Origin of the sequence: Chitinophaga oryzae, from assembly GCF_012516375.2 — a bacterium.
GTDB classification, from domain to species: domain Bacteria; phylum Bacteroidota; class Bacteroidia; order Chitinophagales; family Chitinophagaceae; genus Chitinophaga; species Chitinophaga oryzae.
In genome coordinates this window covers 4,406,379-4,428,189 of the sequence record NZ_CP051204.2, presented here as the reverse complement: position 1 = coordinate 4,428,189, position 21,811 = coordinate 4,406,379, and the positions used below count along the sequence as shown (strand labels likewise).

General features: G+C 52.4%; 23 protein-coding genes. 16 read left to right on the top strand and 7 right to left on the bottom strand.

Translation table 11 applies throughout. The features are described from left to right. Positions 1-6 precede the first annotated feature (6 nt). The 9 genes from HF324_RS18340 (at position 7) to HF324_RS18300 (ending at position 10,711) form a co-directional block, all read left to right on the top strand. Positions 7-732, top strand: a complete 726-nt coding sequence (locus HF324_RS18340; protein ID WP_168860465.1) for a thioesterase II family protein — start codon at positions 7-9, stop codon at positions 730-732. A 119-nt stretch (positions 733-851) separates the two neighbouring features. Next, positions 852-2,252 carry an FAD-binding oxidoreductase gene (locus HF324_RS18335; RefSeq protein WP_168860464.1) on the top strand — a complete coding sequence of 467 codons (1,401 nt, stop codon included), beginning with the start codon at positions 852-854 and terminating at the stop codon, positions 2,250-2,252. A 42-nt stretch (positions 2,253-2,294) separates the two neighbouring features. Then, positions 2,295-4,379 carry an aminotransferase class I/II-fold pyridoxal phosphate-dependent enzyme gene (locus HF324_RS18330; protein WP_168860463.1) on the top strand — a complete coding sequence of 695 codons (2,085 nt, stop codon included), beginning with the start codon at positions 2,295-2,297 and terminating at the stop codon, positions 4,377-4,379. Positions 4,380-4,410: 31 nt separating this feature from the next. Beyond that, positions 4,411-5,499 carry a VOC family protein gene (locus HF324_RS18325; protein ID WP_168860462.1) on the top strand — a complete coding sequence of 363 codons (1,089 nt, stop codon included), beginning with the start codon at positions 4,411-4,413 and terminating at the stop codon, positions 5,497-5,499. A 12-nt stretch (positions 5,500-5,511) separates the two neighbouring features. Then, positions 5,512-6,483 (top strand): pyridoxal-phosphate dependent enzyme, encoded by a 972-nt coding sequence (locus tag HF324_RS18320; RefSeq protein WP_168803859.1) that lies wholly within the window; start codon positions 5,512-5,514, stop codon positions 6,481-6,483. Further along, on the top strand, positions 6,470-7,441 hold the full coding sequence (locus HF324_RS18315) for a 2,3-diaminopropionate biosynthesis protein SbnB (RefSeq protein ID WP_168860461.1): 972 nt from the start codon (positions 6,470-6,472) through the stop codon (positions 7,439-7,441). Before HF324_RS18320 ends, HF324_RS18315 begins: the two co-directional genes overlap by 14 nt. Positions 7,442-7,498: 57 nt before the next feature. Then, on the top strand, positions 7,499-7,705 hold the full coding sequence (locus HF324_RS18310; protein WP_078672807.1) for a hypothetical protein: 207 nt from the start codon (positions 7,499-7,501) through the stop codon (positions 7,703-7,705). A gap of 1 nt (position 7,706) precedes the next feature. Continuing rightward, positions 7,707-8,585, top strand: coding sequence for a glycosyltransferase family 9 protein (locus HF324_RS18305; RefSeq protein ID WP_168860460.1), 879 nt, complete (start codon positions 7,707-7,709; stop codon positions 8,583-8,585). Next, positions 8,585-10,711, top strand: coding sequence for a carbamoyltransferase C-terminal domain-containing protein (locus HF324_RS18300; RefSeq protein ID WP_168860459.1), 2,127 nt, complete (start codon positions 8,585-8,587; stop codon positions 10,709-10,711). Before HF324_RS18305 ends, HF324_RS18300 begins: the two co-directional genes overlap by 1 nt. Before the next feature lie 98 nt (positions 10,712-10,809). On the opposite strand, the gene HF324_RS18295 is transcribed toward HF324_RS18300, so the two are convergent. From HF324_RS18295 to HF324_RS18280, 4 genes are all read right to left on the bottom strand, one after another. Further along, positions 10,810-11,322: a GNAT family N-acetyltransferase gene (locus tag HF324_RS18295; protein ID WP_168860458.1), complete on the bottom strand. Its 513-nt coding sequence runs from the start codon at positions 11,320-11,322 to the stop codon at positions 10,810-10,812. Positions 11,323-11,433: 111 nt separating this feature from the next. Next, entirely contained in the window at positions 11,434-12,702 is a 1,269-nt protein-coding gene (locus tag HF324_RS18290) for a M57 family metalloprotease (protein WP_168860457.1), read from the bottom strand. A gap of 159 nt (positions 12,703-12,861) precedes the next feature. Further along, the gene (locus HF324_RS18285) at positions 12,862-14,502 is read right to left on the bottom strand and encodes a peptide MFS transporter (RefSeq protein WP_168860456.1); all 1,641 of its coding nucleotides are present in this window, start codon (positions 14,500-14,502) and stop codon (positions 12,862-12,864) included. Between the two features lie 131 nt (positions 14,503-14,633). Beyond that, positions 14,634-15,620, bottom strand: a complete 987-nt coding sequence (locus HF324_RS18280; protein WP_168803853.1) for a GlxA family transcriptional regulator — start codon at positions 15,618-15,620, stop codon at positions 14,634-14,636. A 115-nt stretch (positions 15,621-15,735) separates the two neighbouring features. Between HF324_RS18280 and HF324_RS18275 the strand changes: the two genes are divergently transcribed. Both HF324_RS18275 and HF324_RS18270 read left to right on the top strand, forming a co-directional pair. Continuing rightward, positions 15,736-16,158, top strand: coding sequence for a VOC family protein (locus HF324_RS18275; RefSeq protein ID WP_168860455.1), 423 nt, complete (start codon positions 15,736-15,738; stop codon positions 16,156-16,158). A 20-nt stretch (positions 16,159-16,178) separates the two neighbouring features. Continuing rightward, on the top strand, positions 16,179-16,754 hold the full coding sequence (locus HF324_RS18270) for a dihydrofolate reductase family protein (protein WP_168860454.1): 576 nt from the start codon (positions 16,179-16,181) through the stop codon (positions 16,752-16,754). Here HF324_RS18270 and HF324_RS18265 read toward each other — a convergent pair. After that, positions 16,744-17,271, bottom strand: a complete 528-nt coding sequence (locus HF324_RS18265; protein ID WP_168803850.1) for a hypothetical protein — start codon at positions 17,269-17,271, stop codon at positions 16,744-16,746. The genes HF324_RS18270 and HF324_RS18265 overlap by 11 nt on opposite strands. A 47-nt stretch (positions 17,272-17,318) precedes the next feature. After that, positions 17,319-17,759, bottom strand: coding sequence for a nuclear transport factor 2 family protein (locus tag HF324_RS18260; protein WP_168803849.1), 441 nt, complete (start codon positions 17,757-17,759; stop codon positions 17,319-17,321). A gap of 129 nt (positions 17,760-17,888) precedes the next feature. On the opposite strand from HF324_RS18260, the gene HF324_RS18255 reads away from it, so the two are divergent. The 5 genes from HF324_RS18255 to HF324_RS18235 all read left to right on the top strand — a co-directional run bounded on the left by HF324_RS18255 (position 17,889) and on the right by HF324_RS18235 (position 21,233). Further along, complete coding sequence (locus tag HF324_RS18255; RefSeq protein ID WP_168860453.1) at positions 17,889-18,704, top strand: helix-turn-helix transcriptional regulator; 816 nt, start codon at positions 17,889-17,891, stop codon at positions 18,702-18,704. Between the two features lie 92 nt (positions 18,705-18,796). Then, complete coding sequence (locus tag HF324_RS18250) at positions 18,797-19,573, top strand: isocitrate lyase/PEP mutase family protein (RefSeq protein WP_168860452.1); 777 nt, start codon at positions 18,797-18,799, stop codon at positions 19,571-19,573. Between the two features lie 22 nt (positions 19,574-19,595). After that, positions 19,596-19,976, top strand: a complete 381-nt coding sequence (locus HF324_RS18245; protein WP_168803846.1) for a YybH family protein — start codon at positions 19,596-19,598, stop codon at positions 19,974-19,976. 115 nt (positions 19,977-20,091) lie between these two features. Beyond that, entirely contained in the window at positions 20,092-20,724 is a 633-nt protein-coding gene (gene catB / locus HF324_RS18240) for a type B chloramphenicol O-acetyltransferase (protein ID WP_168860451.1), read from the top strand. Continuing rightward, positions 20,721-21,233, top strand: a complete 513-nt coding sequence (locus tag HF324_RS18235) for a DinB family protein (protein WP_168803844.1) — start codon at positions 20,721-20,723, stop codon at positions 21,231-21,233. The genes catB and HF324_RS18235 overlap by 4 nt, the downstream gene beginning before the upstream one ends. On the opposite strand, the gene HF324_RS18230 is transcribed toward HF324_RS18235, so the two are convergent. Further along, positions 21,225-21,719, bottom strand: a complete 495-nt coding sequence (locus HF324_RS18230) for a GNAT family N-acetyltransferase (protein ID WP_168803843.1) — start codon at positions 21,717-21,719, stop codon at positions 21,225-21,227. The two genes, HF324_RS18235 and HF324_RS18230, sit on opposite strands and share 9 nt — an antisense overlap. Positions 21,720-21,811: the final 92 nt, after the last annotated feature.

Sequence of the window (21,811 nt, the reverse complement as noted above, 5' to 3'; positions counted from 1 at the left end):
GTGTGCATGTTTAAAGAACCTGTTAACTTATTCCTGTTGCATCACGCCGGGGGCAGCAAGTATGCCTACCAGCCCTTTACCGGATTGTTTCCTCCGGGTATGAAAGTAAACCTGTTGGAACTGCCCGGAAGAGGCGCCAGGATGAACGAACCGCTGGTAGAAGACATTCATCTCCTGGTGGAAGATGTTTACCGTAAGATATCACCGGCCCTGGATGCCCCGCACGTCTTTATGGGACATAGCATGGGCAGCGTATTGGCTTACCTGCTGACACGAAAAAGTATCATGGACAACAGAAGGCTGCCCGTACACCTTTTCCTTTCCGGCCGTACCGGTCCCTGCTATTTTGAGGACAGTGCGTTGCGCCGCTCATCACTGCCGAGAAAAGAATTTGCGGCGGTATTACGCGACCTGGGCGGCGTTCCGGCCGAGGTCCTGGATGACGACCAGGCCATGGATTTTTTTGAACCCGTTATTCGCAGCGATTTTAAAGTGCTGGAAACATACAGTTACACGCCGGCGCCCCCATTGGACATACCCGTAACCGTGCTGCTGGGAAAAGAAGATCACAGCGCACACAAAGAAGGTGTCCCCTGGCAGGACATTACCACCTTGCCGGTTGATGTCCGTTATTTTGACGGCGGTCACTTTTTCCTGATGGACAAAGCGGCTGAAATAGCCCGTCTTGTAGCCACACAGACGTGGAATAGTTTTCAGCAACAAATAGCATAAATACCTTTTCCATTATAGCCGGAATAACCCTTTCCACCGGCTTTCCTTTATCGTGGTAACGCTGACTGGCAGTTACCGTAGCGATAGCTGTATCCTTTTATCATTTCTTTTCTGCTTTTATGAACGCTCCTGTCAGCGCGCTCCGCAGCTATCTGGAAGATATCTGCGGCAGCGCTTATGTGTCGTCCGATCCGGAGGTATTGTACCCTTATGGATCGGACCAGACGCTGCATCTCCATTTTCCTTTCGACCTCCTCGTTAAACCGGGTAGCCCCGAAGAGATCAGCAAAATACTACAGTACTGCAACCGTCACAACATCGCCGTGGTCCCCCGGGGAGGAGGCAGCGGGGTGGCCGGCGCCGCCCTGCCCGTACAGGGAGGCGTGGTACTCTCTCTCGAGCGGCTAAACCGTATTCTTGGCATTTATAACGTTGACGGCTATGTGATCGCGGAAGCGGGTGTCGTTACCGCTGATCTGTGTAAGGCGGTAGAACAACAGGGCCTCTACCTGCCGGTAGCTCCCAGCAGTATGAACTTTTCCTTTGTGGGAGGGAATGTCGCCACGAACGCCGGCAGCATCAGGTCCTGCAGGTATGGCACTACTGCACAGCAGGTCATGAACCTGGAAGTAGTGCTCCCTGACGGCCGTATCATATGGACAGGCGCCAATGTCAGGAAGAATGCCACCGGTGTCAATCCCACGCAGTTGTTTGTGGGAAGTGAAGGCACACTGGGCGTGATCACCAAAGTAGTGTACCGGCTGATACCCCGGCCCCGGACGGAAGTAATGCTGCTGGCTGGATTTTGCTGCCTGGAAGATGCGCTTGGAATGGTGATGGCCCTGAAAGTTGCTGAGTTGTCGCCTACGGCGACAGAACTGATTTGTGAGAACGCGCTGCAGCTCACCGCCGCCTACCTGAAAGAACGCCAGCCACTGGTGCAGGATGGTATCAATACACACCTGCTGATCGAATTCCAGGAGCCGGACCAGGTCATCATGGACCACCGGCTGGATACCGTGTCCGCCATTTTGCAGCAGCATCGTTGCGTGGATGTGCTGGTAGCCACTACTGCCGCGGAGAAAGAGCGGGTGAGCAAACTGCGTTATGCCATCGGCGAAGCGATGAACAGCTTCGGTACCACCTATCGCGATGTGGACGCCTGCGTACCGTTGAGCGGCCTGCAGCAATACATAGAAACGGTAACGGCTATATGCAACCGCCACCAGGTACCGCTGATCTGTTTTGGCCATGCACTGGACGGCAACCCTCATGCCATGTTGTTAGTGGGCAACAAAGCAACACAGGCGGAACTGGCAGCCCTGGACGCCGCTGCTGACGAAATCTATGCATATGTTACCACCCATGGCGGCGTCGTGTCCGGCGAACATGGTATCGGATGGCTGCAGCAACAATACCTGCCGCTGCAATTTGATGAAAACCGCTTGTCGCTGACGCGGCAAATCAAATCCATGCTGGATCCCGGGAATATTATGAACCCCGGCAAGGCTGCCCTCTAAAATTATTTATTGTTTGAGTATTCCTTTAAAAATCGAAAGCTTATGTCTTCACCGTTCGTTACACAGGATGACAGCCTGTATCAGGAAGCCGACCATCATACCTGGTCGCAATTGTTTCAGAAACAAAACCAGTTGGGAAATGAACACCTCGCCAGCGCATACCTCGAAGGGTATGAAAAGCTGCGCCTCGACGACCGGCGGATCGTGCGGATAGAAGATATCAGCCGCCGTCTGGAAGCTATATCAGGATGGACACTGGTGCCCGTGTCGGGGTTGATACCTACCAGGGACTTCTTCTATATGCTGATCAATAAAAAATACCCCGTCACCGTTTATATCCGTCAGCCTCATGAACTGGACTTCAGTGAGCAACCCGATATATTTCATGACGTTTACGGCCACCTTCCGTTGCTCACCAATGAAAAATTCACACGCTTCCTGACTTCCTACAGCATCATCGCGCTGAAGTATGTGAACAATGACAGGGCCGTGGATTTCCTTGGACGCCTCTACTGGTTCACTTATGAGATGGGCCTTATCATGGAAAACGGCGAAAGCAAAGCGTATGGCGGCGCTATCATCACCTCCTCGGAAGAGCGGGCCAATATCGCCAGCGGCGCTGCACCTGTTTATCCCTTTTCGCTCGACCAGGTAATGAATACGCCCTACAACCCCTATAAACTGCAACAGCAGTATTTTGTGATCAACTCCTTTGATGAACTGTTTAATGTCATAGAAGGACTGGAGGAGAAACTGATAGACCATTTGCTGTTGCCGGAACAGGATAATGTTGTTCGCAATTTTTCCCTGAACGATCATATCGGAAGGGAGTTTAATGATGTGATCGGCTTTCTCAACGATACCCAGTTCAAATACCCCGACGCTGTTTCCTTTGTGGCGGGTCAGCCCGACGAGCGTTTTTTTGATATAGAAGACCACATTGCCAGCTTTGATACGTATGTCCGTTACCGTATGGAAAAAACAGGCAGCTCGAGGAATGAGGTGGTCAACAGGATCGGGCAGTATGGCAAAACAAAAGGCTTTATCAACGACCTGGTAGCGGAATACCTGAAAGTGGAGGAGGATATTAAGGTGACGGGAGAAGATATCCTGATGACAGTAGGTGCGCAGGAAGCATTTGGTATTGTAGTGGGAACGCTGTGCCAGCAGGAAAAAGATGTGGTCCTTGTGGAAGATCCCGGTTACATCGGCGTCAGCGCTTTCGCGAAAGTGTTTAACTATAACATAGCCGGCGTGGGGACCGATGAAGAAGGTATTGACCTCAAATTGTTAAGAGACAAGATACTGACCATTAACGGCTCCGGAAAGCGGGTGAAACTGTTGTATGTTATTCCCGACTATCAGAACCCTTCCGGTTCCTGTATGCCCATCGGCAACAGGTTGAAGCTGCTCGAAATGGCGCAGCAGTACAACTTCCTGATCCTGGAAGACAGTGTCTATAACAGTTTCACGTACGCGCAGAAGAAAAACCCGACGCTTAAATCACTCGACCGCTACGGCAGGGTGTTGTACGTAGGGTCATTCTCCAAGTCGCTCTTCCCGGGGTTGCGGATGGGCATGATCGTAGGCGGGCAACGGGTGGAGAACCACCGGGGAGACCGGGTGTCCCTGATCGATGAGATGACGAAAGTAAAAGCGCAGATGACAAACAATACTTCCGGCATTACCCAGGCCATGCTGGGCGGGGTATTGCTGGCCAAGAACTTCCGGCTTAGCGAATGGAACAGGGCAAAATTTGAGAGCTATAAAATGAAGCGGGATCATATGCTGGCGTCGCTGGACAAATACTTCAACCCGCAGGAACACGACTGGGCGGCGGGCATTCGCTGGACCAGGCCGGAAGGCGGGTTCTTCATCAAGATGTCCCTGCCGTTCGAAGTGGACGATCAGTCTGTGGTAGACAGCGCCAGCCGGTTCAACGTCATCTTCAGCCCCATGCGTTATTTCTACCTGAAAGGCGGCGGAGAAAACGAAATACGGCTCACTTTCTCCAACCTCTCCCGTGATATGATAGAAAAAGGCGTAAAACAGTTAGCACAGTTTGTTCGCTGGAATGTGACAGGTATCAAAGGGCCGCTGCCTTTGATCGCTGATACCACCATCTGATACTTTTTTAAAAACACCTGAAAATATTGTTATGAAAAACAGATCCTTCCGGATAGACTATATCGAAATATATACACCGATGGCCAAAGCGCTGGCCTACTGGCATGTGCAGGCCCTCGGCTTTAAACCGGTAGCCAAAATGAATGCCGAAACCGGCGCTGCTACCGTGGCCTCTTATGTGTTGAAGAGTAACGACGTACAGCTGGTGCTCACATCGGCTTACCCCACGGCGCAGGGACCTGCCGCCAGGGAGGTAGAGTCCTATATCACCCAGCAGTACTGCGGCGTGAAGCGCATTGCCCTGCATACCGACGATGTGAAATCCGCTTTCCAGGAGAGCGTCGCCAATGGGGGCATTCCGCTGAAGCTGCCTGCTGTGGCGGAAGATGCGCACGGATGGGTAGAAGAGGCCGCCGTGAAACTATACGACAACAGCGAAATTACTTTTGTGAACCGCACGGCTTACAAGGGCGCTTTCAAGCCCGGCTATCATCCGGACAGCGCCGCCTGGCAGACCGAAGGCGAGTGGCTGCAGGCGGTAGACCATGTGGCAGCAGAAGTGCGTAGCAACGAAGCCGCTTATTGGACCAACTACCTCACCGCCGTTATCGGCTCCAGCATGGTACAGAATATCGGGCGCAGCGCGGAGAACAGGACGGGCATGATACTGAACATCAATCAGACAGACGACCAGCAGCTTACTTTCGTAATTGCGGAACCGGAAAACTGTTTGTTGCCGTCCAAAGTACAGGATAATATCAACAAATTCGGTCCCGGTATTCACCATCTGGCGTTCAGTACGGAAGACCTGCAGCAAACCGTGCTGGCACTGTCGGCCAAAGGGGTGGACTTTGTCCGTTTCCCTGCGGCGTACTACGAGTTGCTGCGTAATGACGAGGATTTCCGCATGATAGACATCGATGCCCTGGAAGAAAAAGGGATCATCATTGACAAGGAAGGAGATGCTTTCCTGCTGCAAAAATTCATCAAGCCTATCAGCGACCGTCCCTTTTTTATTTATGAGCTGGTACAGCGGGTCAATGGATACAGCGGCTTTGCGCTGCGTAATATCAACGTGCTGAAGAAAGCGGAAGAAATCGAAATACTGCAACCCCGATAAAAAGCAGCTAACATGAACCTAGCAGACAATTTAAGCGGGCTGGAAAACCTGATCGGGAATTCCCCGCTGTATAAGTGTACCGGTCCGGGAGCGGTATATGCCAAACTGGAGTATCACAACCTGATGGGCAGCATTAAAGACCGTCCCGCCCTGTATATCCTGAAGAATGCCATTGCCCGCGGGCTCGTAGGCCCCGAATCTACGGTGATAGAATCCACGTCCGGTAATTTCGGGATCGCACTCGCCGGCATCTGCAACAGGCTGGGCCTGAAGTTCATCCCTGTGGTTGATCCCAATATTACCGAAGAGAAAGCCGCCGTATTGCGGATGTTATCGTGGAAAGTGGTGAAAGTGGAGGAGCGGGATGAAACCGGAGGCTTTTTGCTCAACAGGATACGGGAAGTACAGCGCCTCGTCAGGACGGTGCCCGGGGCCTTTAACCCTAACCAGTATGAAAATGACGATAACTATCTCTGTTATTATCATACGCTTGGCAGGGAGATCAACAACAACTTTGGCCGGCTGGACTATGTGTTTGTCAGCGTAAGCTCTGGAGGTACCATTACAGGGCTGTCCATGCGGCTGAAGGAGAAGTTTCCCCGTGTGAAAATAATCGCCGTAGATGTGGAAGGGTCGCTGATATTCAGCGACAAGCCCGCTGTCCGCCGTTTGTCCGGCCTGGGCTCCAGTATGCGGACCGCTATGATCGATAAGGCATTGATTGATGAGGCTATGGTCCTGTCGCAATGGGACATCGTACAGGGATGCCATTCGCTGCTGAAAGAGCAGAATATCCTCGGCGGCGCCTCTGCCGGCGCCGTTTTCAGGGCGATGCAGCTGTTTAACGAGAAATACCATATCAACAACGACGGCAACATTAACCTGATGATCATACCGGATAACGGCAGCGCCTATATGAACAGCATCTACAATGAGGCGTGGGTAAAAGCCAACATTCAAAACATACACCATGAAGTACATTAATGAAAAAGACGTACGGGCAATGGGTACCAGCTGGCCGGAAGTATTTCAGGCAATCCGCGACGCTACGGCGGCCATTCGGCGGAATGACTACAGCCAGCCGCTGAAGCCCTACCTGAGATATAAAGATCCCCGTAACCGGATTATCGCCATGCCGGCCTATCTCGGCGGTCCGTTTGATACCGCTGGCATCAAATGGATTGCGAGTTTCCCCGGTAATATTGCGAAAGACATTCCTCGTGCGCATTCGGTGATCATCCTCAATGAAGCGGATACCGGCGTTCCCTATGCTATCATCAATACTGCGCTGGTCAGCGCCATTCGTACCGCCGGCGTAACGGGCGCTGTGACAGACAGCTACCTGGCGGCCCGGAAAGCACCCGGCAAACTGACGGCCGGCATCATCGGCATGGGGCCGATAGGACAAATGCATCTGGACATGCTGAACGGCGCTTTTGCCGAAAGCATAGAAAAGGTGCTGGTGTACGACCTGAATGAAAAAGTGTTGTCACAGGTGGCTGCCACCACCGGGATACCTGTTGAGCGTTGCGGGTCCTGGGAAGAAGTATTTGACCAGGCTGATATTTTTATGACCTGTACCGTGTCCGGCAAGCGGTATATTGACCGTCCGCCACGCGCCGGCGCCCTTTACCTGAATGTTTCGCTGAGAGATTTTGAACCGGCCTTTATGCAGGCGGCAGACCTGATCGTGGTGGATAACTGGGAGGAGGTATGCCGCGAGAACACCGATATCGAATGGATGCACCTGCATCACGGGTTACAGGAAAAGGATGTGGCCACCATAGGAGCGGTGCTGCTGGACGGTATCCTGGCCGATGGTCCGGGCAGGTCCGTAATGTTTAACCCCATGGGCATGTCTGTGTATGATATGGCGGTGGCCCGGTATTATTATGATTTGTCCGCCAGCCTCGCGGTAGGCGCGGTCCTGGAAAACGCCTGACAACTTTTTGGCAGCCCCGAAGAAACCTGTACTGTATCGATTTAAAATACCGTCCCCATGAAGCATATGACAAGTATCCATGAAAAAGTACATACTGCCATACAGACTTTTGAAGAACAACTGTCCGTGATCGACATCACCCTGGAAGAAGAAATGCAGAAGCACTATAAGGAGCGAAAAACGCTGCTGCTGGAATTCCTGTACAAAGAGAAGATAAGATACCAGTTTGCCTTATCGGAATTTAAAAAACTGCTGGATGCTTAAGATGAACACAAAAAAGAGAAAACACTTCCGGATTATCTCCTGGGGCGGCGTTGGAGACGCATTATTGCTGACGCCCGCATTCAGTGCGATCAAAGCCCGTTTCCCCGACGCCAGGCTCAGCGTTTTTTATCCACGGGAACCCCACCGGCAGATCTTCCGGCACAACCCGCACATCGATAGCTTAAAAAAATTCACTTTCGGGCATGCTCCCTTTAGCAGGATACGGTACCGGCTCCGGCCGGATGCCTTTATGATGCCTGCCTACGGCGCGCTTTATCCCACCAAGTTTTATCAGAAACACGCGATGAAGATCATCGGCGAGATGATAGGGCTTGACCTGGAATCGCCACGGGTGGAACTATACCTGCGGGAAGAGGAGCTGGCGGCAGGTGACCGTCGTTTGGCCGGGCATAAAAGCCCGATACTGATGCAAACGGTAACCGGCTGTTCCGCCAATAAAAACTGGCCGCACGAAAAATGGGAAGCCCTGGTAGCATCCATGCCGGACCATACTTTTATTCAGCTGGGCGCAAAGGGAGAAAAACCGGTGGCCGGCGCTGTGGATATGACAGGGCTGTCCTTCCGCGAGTCCTTTGCCATGATGCGATCTGCCAGCGCGTTTGTAGGAGTGGAGTCCTGCTTCGCGCACGCCTCCAACACTTTTCAATTGCCCGGCGTGGCGCTCTTCGGCCCGTCCGCCCCCGTCATCTGGGGACATAACAACCTTACCAACCTTTACAGGAACGCTTCCTGTGGTCCCTGCCTGGACATTCTGTTGTTTGAAGCCTGTCCATACGGCAACGGCTGTATGAATTTCGAGGTGGCAACTGTCAGGGAGGCACTGATGAAACAATTATTCACCGGAAAAAATACGTATTGATGAAAAATCGTCCTATTTATGTTTTAGGCACCGGCTATTCCCATGATGGGTCTGCCTGTTTATTAAAGGACGGCAAGATAGCCGTCGCTATTGAAAAAGAAAGGATCACACGGATCAAGCATGACGGTAATAACGACACGGCAGCCATTCAATATTGCCTGGACGCTGAAGGTATTACCATCCACGATGTGGCGCTGGTTGTACAAAACGGCGCCGCTGCCGGTCCGGTGACCGACTACCATGAAGGGCCCCGGCTTTTTACCAAAGATGTGGCGGTACCGATTTACAACATCTCCCATCACCTGGCACATGCTTATAGTACCATCGGTACTTGTCCGTTTACAACAGATTTTAATATAGTGGTCATTGATGGCAGCGGTGCTTCGTTTGACCAGTGCATGGACCTCAGCGGTTTCGTGCCCGACCGCGAAAAGATACAGCAGTTGCCGCATCTTTACTACGAAAAAGACAGTTACTACAGCTATCGTAACGGTAAACTGCAAACCGTTTATAAAGATTTTTCAGAGTTCGGTTTCTTTTTCCGGAACCGGGAAAAATATGCGGGCAACATGCATTCTATCGGTGGGGTGTATGAAATGCTCAGTAAATATTGTTTTTCCAATGTTGAAGATACCGGTAAACTAATGGGATTAGGCCCCTATGGCGAGAAAGGCCGTTTTACCGATCCGCTGTTCGACCTGAAGGATGGCCGTGTATTTGTGAACTACGATACGCTCGATACGCTGAACCAGCCTTCCCGTTCCTTCAGCAATCTGAAGAACAGGTTTCAGTATTATGCCGACGTCGCCTGCTGGGTACAGGACCAGGTGGAAGAAGCGATACTGTATACTTTCAGGTCCAGACTGGAGCAGGACCCGGCCGAACGTCTCACCTATGCCGGTGGCGTAGCGCTGAATGCGGTGGCGAACGCCCGGTTGTTACGTGAGCTGGACCTTAAAGAACTCTATATGCAACCGGCGGCGGCAGACAATGGCATCGCCATCGGCTGCGCTTACTACGGCTGGCTGGAGATCCTCGGGAAAGAAAACGTACGGCACAACGGTACCGCTTTCCTGGGGCGTCCTTACAGCAAAGACGAAGTGGAAAGTGCCGTTGCCGATATACGGGTGCACGATCCCCTGGAAACAAAGATGCTGGTAGACGCCTACCTCCGGAATATCCGTTATTATAACAAAGCAGCAGACCTGTCAGGCGTGATTTTGCAGCTGACCCTCACGGACAGCGGTATCTATCAGCTGGCTTTCCATGATGGGGAAGTAGAACTGCATCATGGCGTTAAAAAAGTGCCTTCAGTGACGATCACCACAGAAGGACGGTATTTCCTGCAGGGCATGCGTAATATGGACCATTTTACCGCGCTGGCACAGGAAGGAAAAATCACTTTGTCCAATGGCAATGACCTGTTCCGCATCATGCAGGCTGTCGACTTTTCCGCCCGTACTGAAGGGCTGGTGGAGATGGAACAACAGCTGTCCGGCGGCAGCCAGCCATTTGTTGTACGCAGGGCCGAAAACCTGGCGTCAGCAGTAGCCTCATTGCTGGCAGAAGGTAAGGTCATCGGGCTCTATCATGGCGGGGCGGAATTTGGCCCCCGGGCATTAGGGCATCGGAGCATTATCGCCGATCCCCGCATTCCCGGCGTACGTGATTATATCAACTCACGGATTAAATTAAGGGAAGACTTCCGGCCTTTTGCGCCGGCAGTGCTGGAAGAAGACCTGCTGGTTTATTTCAAATATCAGCAGGACACGCCCTATATGATCCTGGTCAATGAGGTCCGGGATGAATGGGCTGCACAACTGAGCAGTGTGATACACCGCAACAGAAGCGCCCGGGTACAGACCGTTAACAAGGTATGGAACAAATCCTTTTACGATATCCTTACCGCCTTTAAGGAACAAACCGGTATATCTGTATTGCTGAACACGTCTTTTAACCGGAAAGGCATGCCTATCGTTGAAACGCCGGTGGAAGCGCTCAATTTCTTCCTCGGATCGGAACTCGATTGCCTGGTGCTGGAAGATCTGATCATCCTGAAGAAAGGAACAGGCGGGCAGGCGACGCCAGCAACGGCTGTGCCGCAGGCGGAACAGGCGGCGGTATAACATGATTCCCTCCCGGGATACAAAAAAGCCTTCGAGTTTTACTCGAAGGCTTTTTTAGTTTTTGTTATTTCAGCCAATGGTGGTTACAGCAGCAGTTGTTAGCCGGCATTCAGTACTTTTTCGTATGCCAGCCGTGCTGCATCGCGAAAGAAAACTTCGCCGCAATACACGTAGCCTTGTTTTTCAAAAATGCGCAGCATGCCTTTGTTATCAAAATTGGTGTCGGCCCGTACGCTGGTGATCCCGTTCTCCAGGGCATAGCTGTCAATATGTGTCAGCATTTGCTGCGCCAGTCCCTGACCTAAAAATTCATCGGAGATCGCCACGCGATGGTAAACGACGAAATCGCCATCGGTCAGCCATTTTCCTTTGATATCCAGGTAAGCCGGTTCATCATTGATGAGCAAGGCGACATATCCTGCTATTTTATCACCTGCCACCAGCACATATCCATGGTCATTTTCGATATCATGGGCCACGATAGCGGGGTTGGGGTATCCATCCTGCCATTGGTCGCTTCCTTCGGCTTTTCTGCGGGCAATGGCCTTTTCCAATATATGCCAGATCTGATCTGCGTCTGCTGCTGTTGCTTTTCTGAATTCCAACGTCATAGTCCCGGATGTTTAGACATCAAAAATACAAAAAGGTTTTTTTTACAGGGTACAAAAGAAAAAACCTGCGCAGGTCGCAGGTTTTCCTTTTATATCAGTTTTTTAGCCGGTTTAAATCGGTTGAATATACCAACGCTGGTTGTTGCCTCCGTGAGACGTATACTGCACTACATTGGCGCCGTTGTCAGAGGATGCGGCCCACACGTCCAGCACTTTTCCGCTGTTCCTGTTCTGAATGCTATAGGTGCCGTCTGCATTTTGGTTCAGCTGCCATTGCTGGTTGTAGCCTTCGTGCCAGCTGTATTGTATGGCCTGTGTGCCATCTGCATGTGAGTAGCCGTTTACGTCCAGCACTTTACCGCTGTTGACGCTGGTGATACGATAATAACCGTTGTTGAGATAAGTAAATGTCCACTGCTGGTTGGCGCCGTTGTGCCAGTCCCATTGCACTGCGCCGGCATAATCAGCGGTAGATGCGCTGTAGATGTCCAGTACTTTACCGCTGGACAGGTTGGTGACTTTATAGGTGCCGTCAGGAATAGGATTGGCGCCCGGGCCTCTGCCGTACATGAACCGGAGGGCGGTCACGTCGTTCGGGTTGAAAGGCCGGTTGACGCCGGAGCCGATGCAGGCCAGCATCCAGCTGTTGGGATCTTCGGCAGCAGGCGTACCCGGAATCGGGATAGCGCCAACACCGGCATCGCCTTCATTCGGGTTGGAGGACCAGCCGCAGCTGAAGGAGCGGTTGAAATAATCGGTGTGCCGGAAACCGATGGTATGGCCGATTTCATGGGCAATCACGGTAGCGAGGTAGTCCTGGTTGGGATTGGAGCCCAGGGCATTGGCGTCTGCATTCAGCCGGATAGGGCTGGGAGGGTTGCCGTTGGCATCGGGGAAGCCTGCCGACCGTCCGAGGATGCCCGCTCCCAGGCTGGTGTAGATGATATCGATATCACCGCCGCTGGCTATCCGTTGAAAGGTAAGCATCAGGCCGAGGGAATTGTAACGGGCGATAGCGATGTCTGTTGCAGTAGTGTAAACGGGCGGCAGGTTGGTCACTGATACGGTGATCACGCGCGGCAGCCTTGCAATGGCATAGTTGGTCATATACTGCTCCGAATTGGCGACACGCAGGGTGGGCGAGTATTCCCGCGTCCTGTCCAGGTCAGTGTCAGAGAGGAAGATATCGCCTTCCACCACATAACCGCCATCTTCACGGACAACGCCGTGGGTGCTGAACCCCAGCTTCTTTATTTTCCCCAGCGCTTCCGGGGAGACTTCATGGGTAAGGTCTTTTTGCTGCGTTTCTTTTTTGCAGGACAGACCGGTGAGCAGCATAAAAGCGAGCATAAGGCTGCATAAGAGGTAACGAGATTTCATATATAGAAAGTTTGGTGAAACGAGGGATAACAGTGATGGCGGCAAAATTATGACGGGCTCCGGCAGCAGCTTTGCAGTCGGACAGGCTTTCATAACGGGATAAAAAAGGAGCAAAACGAATGATCGCTTTGCTCCAGCAAAAGTTATTGGAAAAGGCTTTTATCTTACATATTCTCTGAAGATCCGGTTGAGCCAGCGCAGCATCAGGAAGATCACGGCAGCGGCGCCGCCGAGCAGCAGGAAGTTGACCAGGAAATAATTCGCTTTGTTGTCATAGGTATCCCACAAGGTGGCCAGGATACCCGAAAGCTTGTTTCCGATGGAAGTGGCCAGGAACCAGCCGCCCATCATCAGGGAGGTGATACGGGCCGGGCTCAGTTTGGATACGAGCGACAAGCCCATAGGGCTCAGGAACAGCTCACCCACCGTGATGATACCGTAACAGCCGATCAGCCACCATGGCGACGCTTTGATGGCGCCGTTGCTGCACACATAAACAGCCCCCACCATCATCAGGGTGGAAATGGCGGATATGAGCAGCCCCCAGGCTATTTTAGACGGGGTGGAAGGCTCTTTGTCCCTTTTTCGCAGCATGGCGAAGAACAGCACGATCAGCGGTGTCAGCGTGATCACAAAGAACGGGTTGATTGACTGGAACAATTCAGTGTTATAAAGACTGAGGCTTTGTCCTTCGGCCGGCATTTTTTCCGGGGCCACATTTTTGAAGTAAGGTACTTTGTCCCATACTTTCAGGGGTTTGCCGTCCGCATCCCGCATCACCCTGAACTCTTCATCGTAGGCGGTCACGGAATCCGCTTTGTTCACCACGGTTTCCGCCAGGTAAAGCCCCTGGGCGGGCTGCTGGATAGCTGCAGGGATCTCCCGGTCGGTATAATATTGCGCCCAGGTGGTCAGCGCGGTACCGTTCTGTTTGAATACCGCCCAGAACACGATGGACACCGCGAAGATGGCCAGCAGCGCCGACAGCGGCTTCCTGTCCCTGGCATCTGCTTTCACCAGCAGCGACACGAAAAACAGTAATATCGGGATGCAGGCAAAGATGAAAGCGTCGGTGGAGTTGGACCCGAAAACATTGCCCGGGATAAACCAGGCGCCCAGCCCTACGACAATCGCCGGCAGGAATACAACGGAGAAAATTTTGCTCAGCGGCATATCGCCCTCCTGTACCGGTTTACGGACGTCGGCATGGCGGTAGTGTTTCATACCGATGACAAAGATCAGCACGCCCAGGAACATGCCGATACCGGCAGCAATGAAGGCTGCGCCCCATCCGATGGTGTTCCGCAGAAAGGCTGCGAAAAAGTTGCAGATAAAGGCGCCGATATTGATCCCCATGTAGAAAATGTTGTACCCGGTGTCCTTACGGCTGCGGTACTTTTCATCACTGTATACATTTCCCAGCAAGGTGGAGATATTGGGCTTAAAGAATCCGTTGCCGATACAGATCAGGCCAAGGGACAGGTAAAAGACGGTCAGGTTGTGTACGGCAAGTCCTATGTAACCAATGCCCATAAGCACGCCGCCGATGATGATTGACTTGCTGTAACCCAGTTTACGATCGGCTATCAGTCCGCCGAGGAACGGTGTCAGGTATACGAAAGCGATAAAAGTACCGAAGATATCCGCAGCAGTGGCACGGTCCATGCCCCAGCCGCCTTTGGCGGTGTCGGTCAGGTACAACTGGAAAATGCCGAGGATCAGATAAAAACCAAAACGCTCCCACATTTCGGAGAGGAACAGAAAAGGCAATGCTGCCGGATGATTACTTGTCTTTTTCATGTAGATTAGATGGTGTACGTGATATAGGTTTCTGCCTGGTGGCGGAGGATACAACCCTCCGCTACCGCCAAATCGCGAAAATAAGGTAAAGATGGGAATAAAAGCGCAGCAGTACAGGAAAGGTGGGAAGGTCAGCTCAGGGGGATGGTTGTTTCGCTGTATTTATTACGGTATTCTATGGGCGTGAGGCCGGTCAGCCGTTTAAATACTTCGCGGAAACTCTGGGTATCGGTATAGCCGACCTCGTACATCACTTCGCTTACATTCTTGCGGGTGGTTTCCAGCCTGCGTTTGGCGGCTTCCACTTTTACCCGTTGTACGTATTCATTGACGGTATTGTTGGTGGATTTCTGAAACCGGCGTTCAAAGTTGCGCCGCCCGATAGCGAATTTATTCGCCAGGAAATCGATGGTGATTTTCTCGGGGTAGTTTTGTTCGATGAACTCCTGCGCCATCCTGATCTCAGCGTCGTCATGCGCTTTCTGTCCTTCGAAAATAATAAAGGGAGACTGGCTTTTGCGGTCTATATCGATGAGGAATCCTTTGGCGATGTCGATGGCCATTTCCCGCCCTGCATATTTCTCGATCAGGTATACCAGCAGGTTAAGATAGGCGAAGGCTCCGCCGCTGGTGTAGATGCCATCTTCATCGGTGATCAGCTGTGAGGGCACCATTTTGGCGTCGGGGTACATTTCGGAGAACTGGCCTGCCAGTTGCCAGTGAGTGGTACAGGGCCTGTTGTTCAGCAATCCCGTCGCCGCCAGGAAAAAAGCGCCGATACAGAGACAGGCGATTTCGGCGCCCTGTTGCCGCTGTTGCAATATCCACGGAATAAACTCCTGGTTCATTTCGGCCGCCCGTTGCTGGTCGCCCTGTAAAGAGGGTATGATGATCAGATCTGTCTGATGTACTTCGCTGATCAGCGCATCGGGATTGATGGTAAACCTTCCGTTCCGCTGGCTTGTATTAGGAGAGAGGCCTACCAGCTGGATATTGAACAGGGGCTCTTCTCCCCGGGCCGCCCGGATGGCATTGACTTCTGAAAGTATTTGCAGGCTTCCTTCAATGTTTACCAGGCTGCTTTGGCCTCTGGGTATCAGAATAGAAATGTGTTTCATACGGTTAGCTGTTATCATGACGGGTTGTCGTATTCGCCATTCTCAAATGTCATTAAACCCTGCCGTTCGTTTTCCGGCGGCGGGTTAGTTTTGTGTTGTCATCAAAAATAGGAAAATGATACAAATTAGCGCTTACCTCACTTTCGCCGGCAATTGCCGGGAGGCGATGAGCTTCTACCGGGAATGCCTGGGCGGCCGTCTTTCCTTCCGGACCATCGGGGATACCACCGATGCGGAAGTACTGCCGGCGCGCCTGAGGAATGCAGTGTTGCAGGCCACGCTGGTAAGCGGCGACCTGGTGCTGACAGGCTCGGATATGGTAGGCGAGGAGGGGCTGATCTGCGGCAATACCGTTTCCCTGCTACTGCAATGCAACAGCGAAACAGAGACGAGGGACTGCTACCGGAAACTGGCCGCCGGCGGGGCCACATCGTTCCCGCTCCGCCCGACAGTCGCGGGAGGCCTGTTTGGAGGGGTGACGGACAAATACGGCCACCATTGGCTGCTAAGCTGTGATAACATTTATCAAAAAATTTAATAAACACAAAACACAAAAAAATGAGAAAAGTAGTGTTGCTGATGCACGTATCGCTGGACAACTATGTATGCGATGAAAAAGGCGGTCTGGACTGGATGGTCTACGACAAGGAAATGGAAGACTATGCAGCTGGACTGATGCAGACAGTGGGCATGCCATTGTATGGCCGCACCACCTACGGGATGATGGCCGGTTACTGGCCCACCGTGCTGGAAAGGCCGGAAAGCGCCAGCGAACATAGCCTGAAACATGCCAGGTGGGTACAGGACATTCCCAAAGTGGTATTTTCCACGACCATGGAAAAAGCGGAATGGAACAACACCCGGTTGATCAAAGGCAACATTGCGGAAGAAGTGGCAAAGCTGAAAGCCGAACCCGGGAAAGACCTGATGATATTCGGCAGCCCCGGACTGGTAAAGACGTTCCTTGACCTGGACCTGATTGACGAATACCGGTTGACCATTCAGCCTATGGCCATCGGCGCCGGTACGCTGCTCTTCAATGACCTGAAAAAACCTGTAAGGCTGAAGCTGCTCAGCGCAAAAACAATGAAGTCCGGCGTGATTGCTGCGCACTACGAGACGGTCAGAAAGTAACCGCGCGTTTTTTCCTGCGAAGCTCCCTGCGGGACATGGCTTCCTTCGCCCAGCTCCGTCGGAGGGGAAGCAGCCCTATCCAAAACGGGATATAATAGAACATGGTGATGCCGAGGTACAGAAAGGCCGGATCAAAAAAGATGGCTAGCAAGGCGACAAGGGCTATCCATACGATGCCTGTCACCAGGTTGAATCCAACGGCCCATCTTATTTCAAACAAGACCAGCACGACAGGCGACATGTACACTGCAGCGATGATCGCAGCCGCGATCACGGTGCCGGCCCAGAAGCCTGCAGCATCCACGTCATCAGGGAGGCCGCTGGTTTCCGGTATCTGTAACAGCACGAGGATGGTCATGAAAAGGGAAAGACCAAAGGTGACCCAGGTATATACTTTCAGCCAGGCTGGCATAAGGTCACGCCGCCGTAGCCGTTCGGGATGGTCAAAACTTTCGTCGAAGATGCTGGGTTGCTCCATGGAGTGCGGTATCAGGGAAGGGCAAGTTAACGAATCCACGTCAAATTTAATTATAAGTCCGCGTTAACGCGGACTTATACTGCCTGTTATTTTACTGCAGCACGCTGCTGCGCCTGCGCCGGCAGTTGCAGGTCGCCCTCCTGGCGCTGCAGGTTAAACCTGAAAAAAGTAAGCTGCCATTTGTCCCCGTTAAGGGCCAGCCTGGTTTCATAGTTCCCTTCCACGATCCAGGCAGCGGTACCGATCGTATGGGTGGCATGACCGGTGAAATGTACCGTCACACTATCACCTTCCTGGGTGAAGATAAAGTCGGAAATGCGGTGCTCGGTTTTGTCGAATCCCGGTAAAAATTGTTTCCACATGTCTGTAATGGCGGAAGGGGTGAGGGTGAGCGGCTGTCCGCCGGCCATGGAAGTGTAATCATACACCACTTCAGGCGCAAATGACTGTTCTACCGTGTGCCAGTCCCGGGCATCGGCGCCTTTGAATACCGCCTGTATGACCGGGAGAATGTTAGCTGTTTCCATAGTGTGTCTTTAAAGTCGAAGAGTGAAAATAAAATATTTTTGTTCCGTTTTATACAATTCCTGCCGGCGAAGGGAGATTATTTTTGCCCCGGGCCGGATTTGTTGTAACTTCCGGTACCTGCAAAGGCTATGGAATACAAGGAAATAAAGCCGGGCGACAGGCTGAAACAGTATGTAAAGTGTTATTACACTTATGCATCAGATGCTGCAACGGCATTTGAGGATACTGTTTTCCCCAGCGGGAACATGGAAATCATCTTCAATTTGGGTGCCGGTTCATGGCAAACAGACAGTGGCGCCGGGTTTAAGACCACGCCGCCGGTAGAGTTATGGGGCCAGATCACCAAACCGTTGCCCGTGCGTTCTGTTGGCCGCAACACCATGCTGGGCGTCCGTTTCTTTCCCCATGCGGCCGCTTATTTTTTCCCTGAAAAAGTAGACCTGTTCAATGACCAGGTCAGTGATTTCCGCGATGTGTCGGGCAAAGCGGTGACCGCGTTGCATGCACGGCTGCAGGAAACGCCGTCCTGGACGGAACGGCTGTCGCTGCTGGAAGACTTCCTCTGGCGTCAGCTGGCATGGTCTGAAAAAAGGCATACGAAAGTCACGATGGTAGACCATGTCATGCATGAAATCCGCCAGCCGGGATTTTTTGACAACATCGAGAACGTAGCGGCCCGTTATGGCATTACTTCCCGTTATCTGCAGAAACTATTTGTTCAGTATACCGGCCTCACTCCCAAATTATACAGTAAAATCCACCGCTTCCAGAACAGTCTGCAACTGGTGATCCGCAACGAGGCGCCGCTGACCGCCATCGCCTATGATTGCGGCTACTTCGATCAGTCCCACTTTATCCGGGAATTCAAATCCTTCACCGGTATTACGCCTTCCGGCTATATGCCTGAACAGTCGCCTGTAACCCTGGCATCTTCCAATAGTTAAAACAGTTCCGATCTGTACAATTTCACGCTTTCCTGCTGCAGTAGTTTTGTGTTATCAACAAACAACATTTACTCATTTTTAACTAAATGGTCATGTCATCTGTATTTAACACATTTAAAGAACTGCATCAGGGCAACCAATTGTTTGTGCTGCCCAACGTATGGAACCCGGAGAGCGCCCGCCGTTTCCAGGAGAAAGGTTTTCCGGCTGCAGGTACTTCCAGCGCGGCGGTGGCTGCCAGCCTGGGGTATGAAGACGGAGAAGGAATGCCTTTTGATGATTACCTGTTCCTCGTACGCCGCATGACAGCGGTACTGCGTATACCCTTGTCCGTTGATATTGAAATGGGTTATGGCGATTCGCCGGATGCCATCTATGCCAATATCTCCCGTTTGCTCGAAGCTGGCGTGGCAGGCATCAATATTGAAGATTCCATCATTGGTGGTGAAGGCCGTGTATTACAGCCGGCAGCATCTTTCGCCGCCACGCTGGAGGCTGTCCGTAACAGGCTGACAGCCGCCGGCGCCCATCTCTTCCTGAATGTACGCAGTGATACCTACTTACTCAACGTGGCGGACAAGGAAGCGGAAACCCTGCAACGGTTGCGGTTATACGAAGCATCGGGCGCAGACGGTATCTTCCTGCCCTGTATCGCTGAAGAAGCGGCCATCGCCTCTGCCGTAAGCAGCACCAGCCTGCCGCTCAATGTGATGTGCGTGCCCGGCCTTCCTGCACTGCGTACGCTGGAAAAGCTCGGCGTAAAACGTGTCAGCATGGGGCCTTTCATGTACAACCAGGTTTATGACCGCGTCGGTCAGCTGTCAGATGCTATCACGACCGCAGGCAGTTTCGAACCTCTTTTTATCTAAACCCGCAAAAAAAAAACGACATATGAACTTACCTAAAAAGGCAGAAGAAGTACACGCCGCACTGGCAGCGGCTTTCAACACCGGTAACATAGATACGGTGTTTAACATCTACGATTATAACGGTATCATCGTGCCGGAGCCGGGCAAGGTGGTATCCGGCAGAGAACAGTTTGAAGAAGCTGTCAGGTCTATCCTGTCGGTAAAGGGAACGATGGCCATCAAAACCGTGTATTGCCTGCAGACGGGAGATGTGGCCGTAGGCCGCTCTGAATGGAGCATCACCGATGGCGAAGAGGTGAAGATCAGCGCCAAAGGAATAGAAGTGATGAAGCGGCAGGCAGACGGCCACTGGAAGATCGTTATAGACCATGCTTTCGGCGCGCTGGACTCGCTGAAGGCATAATCACATCGCAACAGCCGGCCCGGTCGTCGCTACCGGGCCGTAAAATATCGGTACCCTTGCATGCCGGCCCGTAAACTAATCGTACCTTGCTGTTCCCGATGTAAAAATGAACAGTATGGAAAATTATTTCGAAAGCCCATTCCGCGGCAAGTTATTATCAGAACAGGTTACAAATCCTAATATCATCGTAGGCGCCTATAGTTATTACTCCGGGTATTATCACGGTCATTCATTTGATGATTGCGCCAAATACCTGATGCCCGACAGGACAGACGTGGATAAGCTGATCATCGGAAGTTATTGTTCCATCGGCAGCGGCGCTGCGTTTATCATGGCGGGCAATCAGGGGCACCGGCACGACTGGGTATCCAGTTTCCCGTTTTTTTATATGCCGGAAGTAGCGGCCTTTGAAGGCAGTATCGATGGTTTCCGGCCGGCCGGCGATACGGTCATCGGCAACGATGTGTGGATCGGCACGGAAGCGGTGGTGATGCCGGGCGTTAAAATTGGTCACGGCGCTATCATCGGCAGCAGGGCGCTGATCACCAAAGACGTGGCGCCTTACAGCGTTATGGGCGGTAACCCGGGCAAAGAGATACGGAAACGTTTCCCGGAAGAAGACATCGCGCGGTTGCTGGAAATGGAATGGTGGAACTGGCCCGACGATATGCTGAAAGCGGCGATGCCATTGCTTTGCAGCAGCGATATCAAAACATTGTATAATTTTTATAAATCGCAGTCACGATGAAAAGGACAGCATGGTTTGACCGGTCGTTTCCGGCCATTACAGACAACGGCGTTATGCCCGACATCATTGAACGCCTCGCGGGTACGCCTGCAAGACTGGAAGAACTGACCCGCGGCGCTGCAGAAGCGGCGCTGGTACACAAGTCCGGCGACCAGTGGTCGGCGCAGGAAGAGGCAGGACATCTTTCGGATATGGAACCGTTATGGTCCGGCCGCTTCGACGATTTTGCCAACGGGCAGCAGGAGCTGCGCGTGGCAGATCTCACCAACCAACGTACGCATCAGGCCAACCATAACGCCACCGCGCTCCCTGAACTGCTGCGGCAATTCCGGGAGCAACGGGCGTTGCTGGTGAAAAAGTTACAGGCGCTGAACGATACGCAGATGAACAACACCGCGTTGCATCCCCGTTTAAAAACGCCGATGCGCGTCATCGACCTGGCTTATTTCGTGGCAGAACATGATGATCATCACCTCGCGGGGATCCGGGAAAAGCTGCTTTCAGCTTAACAGTTGCTCCACGGTGGCGTCGGTGAAGGTGAGTTTCAGCTCCGCTTCATCGTCATAATAGACGCCGGTAGCCGTAAAGCCCAGGCGCTGGTAGAATTCCAGCGGGCTGGCTTCTCCCTCGCCACAGCTGGTATATAGCTCGTAAATCTTACGGGCGGCGAGGTTGCGCAACACAAGGCCGATGGCCTTTCTGCCATATCCTTTTCCCTGTTCGGGGCCGGCGATCATAAAACGCCAGAGGAACATGCCGGGGAAATCGAGGCCGTCGCTCCAGTCGGCGGCGGTATGCAGCATGATGAAGCCCACAGGTTCTTCACCGGCATAGATGGCCCTGAACCAGGCGTCTTCGGAATAGTGCGCTACGGCAATGGATTCGCCATTGTCGGCTACCTTGTTGCGTTGCGCGGGACTGAGGGTTTTGCTTAAATCGCAGATGTCTTCTACGTTGTTTACAGTAATACGGCGAAGGGTTACTTCAGGTTGCATGGTTTTCTTATTGTTAAAATGCTACGCCGCGAAGATAGGAAGTAAGTCCTTCAAATAACGTAACTTGACCGCCAATAGTAAAAATGAAGTAA

What these genes read in the sequence shown, in the direction of transcription:
- HF324_RS18340 (WP_168860465.1), top strand. Translation starts at nt 7, where the DNA reads ATGTTTAAAGAACCTGTTAACTTATTCCTGTTGCATCACGCCGGGGGC.
- HF324_RS18335 (WP_168860464.1), top strand. Translation starts at nt 852, where the DNA reads ATGAACGCTCCTGTCAGCGCGCTCCGCAGCTATCTGGAAGATATCTGC.
- HF324_RS18330 (WP_168860463.1), top strand. Translation starts at nt 2,295, where the DNA reads ATGTCTTCACCGTTCGTTACACAGGATGACAGCCTGTATCAGGAAGCC.
- HF324_RS18325 (WP_168860462.1), top strand. Translation starts at nt 4,411, where the DNA reads ATGAAAAACAGATCCTTCCGGATAGACTATATCGAAATATATACACCG.
- HF324_RS18320 (WP_168803859.1), top strand. Translation starts at nt 5,512, where the DNA reads ATGAACCTAGCAGACAATTTAAGCGGGCTGGAAAACCTGATCGGGAAT.
- HF324_RS18315 (WP_168860461.1), top strand. Translation starts at nt 6,470, where the DNA reads ATGAAGTACATTAATGAAAAAGACGTACGGGCAATGGGTACCAGCTGG.
- HF324_RS18310 (WP_078672807.1), top strand. Translation starts at nt 7,499, where the DNA reads ATGAAGCATATGACAAGTATCCATGAAAAAGTACATACTGCCATACAG.
- HF324_RS18305 (WP_168860460.1), top strand. Translation starts at nt 7,707, where the DNA reads ATGAACACAAAAAAGAGAAAACACTTCCGGATTATCTCCTGGGGCGGC.
- HF324_RS18300 (WP_168860459.1), top strand. Translation starts at nt 8,585, where the DNA reads ATGAAAAATCGTCCTATTTATGTTTTAGGCACCGGCTATTCCCATGAT.
- HF324_RS18295 (WP_168860458.1), bottom strand. Translation starts at nt 11,322, where the DNA reads ATGACGTTGGAATTCAGAAAAGCAACAGCAGCAGACGCAGATCAGATC.
- HF324_RS18290 (WP_168860457.1), bottom strand. Translation starts at nt 12,702, where the DNA reads ATGAAATCTCGTTACCTCTTATGCAGCCTTATGCTCGCTTTTATGCTG.
- HF324_RS18285 (WP_168860456.1), bottom strand. Translation starts at nt 14,502, where the DNA reads ATGAAAAAGACAAGTAATCATCCGGCAGCATTGCCTTTTCTGTTCCTC.
- HF324_RS18280 (WP_168803853.1), bottom strand. Translation starts at nt 15,620, where the DNA reads ATGAAACACATTTCTATTCTGATACCCAGAGGCCAAAGCAGCCTGGTA.
- HF324_RS18275 (WP_168860455.1), top strand. Translation starts at nt 15,736, where the DNA reads ATGATACAAATTAGCGCTTACCTCACTTTCGCCGGCAATTGCCGGGAG.
- HF324_RS18270 (WP_168860454.1), top strand. Translation starts at nt 16,179, where the DNA reads ATGAGAAAAGTAGTGTTGCTGATGCACGTATCGCTGGACAACTATGTA.
- HF324_RS18260 (WP_168803849.1), bottom strand. Translation starts at nt 17,759, where the DNA reads ATGGAAACAGCTAACATTCTCCCGGTCATACAGGCGGTATTCAAAGGC.
- HF324_RS18255 (WP_168860453.1), top strand. Translation starts at nt 17,889, where the DNA reads ATGGAATACAAGGAAATAAAGCCGGGCGACAGGCTGAAACAGTATGTA.
- HF324_RS18250 (WP_168860452.1), top strand. Translation starts at nt 18,797, where the DNA reads ATGTCATCTGTATTTAACACATTTAAAGAACTGCATCAGGGCAACCAA.
- HF324_RS18245 (WP_168803846.1), top strand. Translation starts at nt 19,596, where the DNA reads ATGAACTTACCTAAAAAGGCAGAAGAAGTACACGCCGCACTGGCAGCG.
- catB (WP_168860451.1), top strand. Translation starts at nt 20,092, where the DNA reads ATGGAAAATTATTTCGAAAGCCCATTCCGCGGCAAGTTATTATCAGAA.
- HF324_RS18235 (WP_168803844.1), top strand. Translation starts at nt 20,721, where the DNA reads ATGAAAAGGACAGCATGGTTTGACCGGTCGTTTCCGGCCATTACAGAC.
- HF324_RS18230 (WP_168803843.1), bottom strand. Translation starts at nt 21,719, where the DNA reads ATGCAACCTGAAGTAACCCTTCGCCGTATTACTGTAAACAACGTAGAA.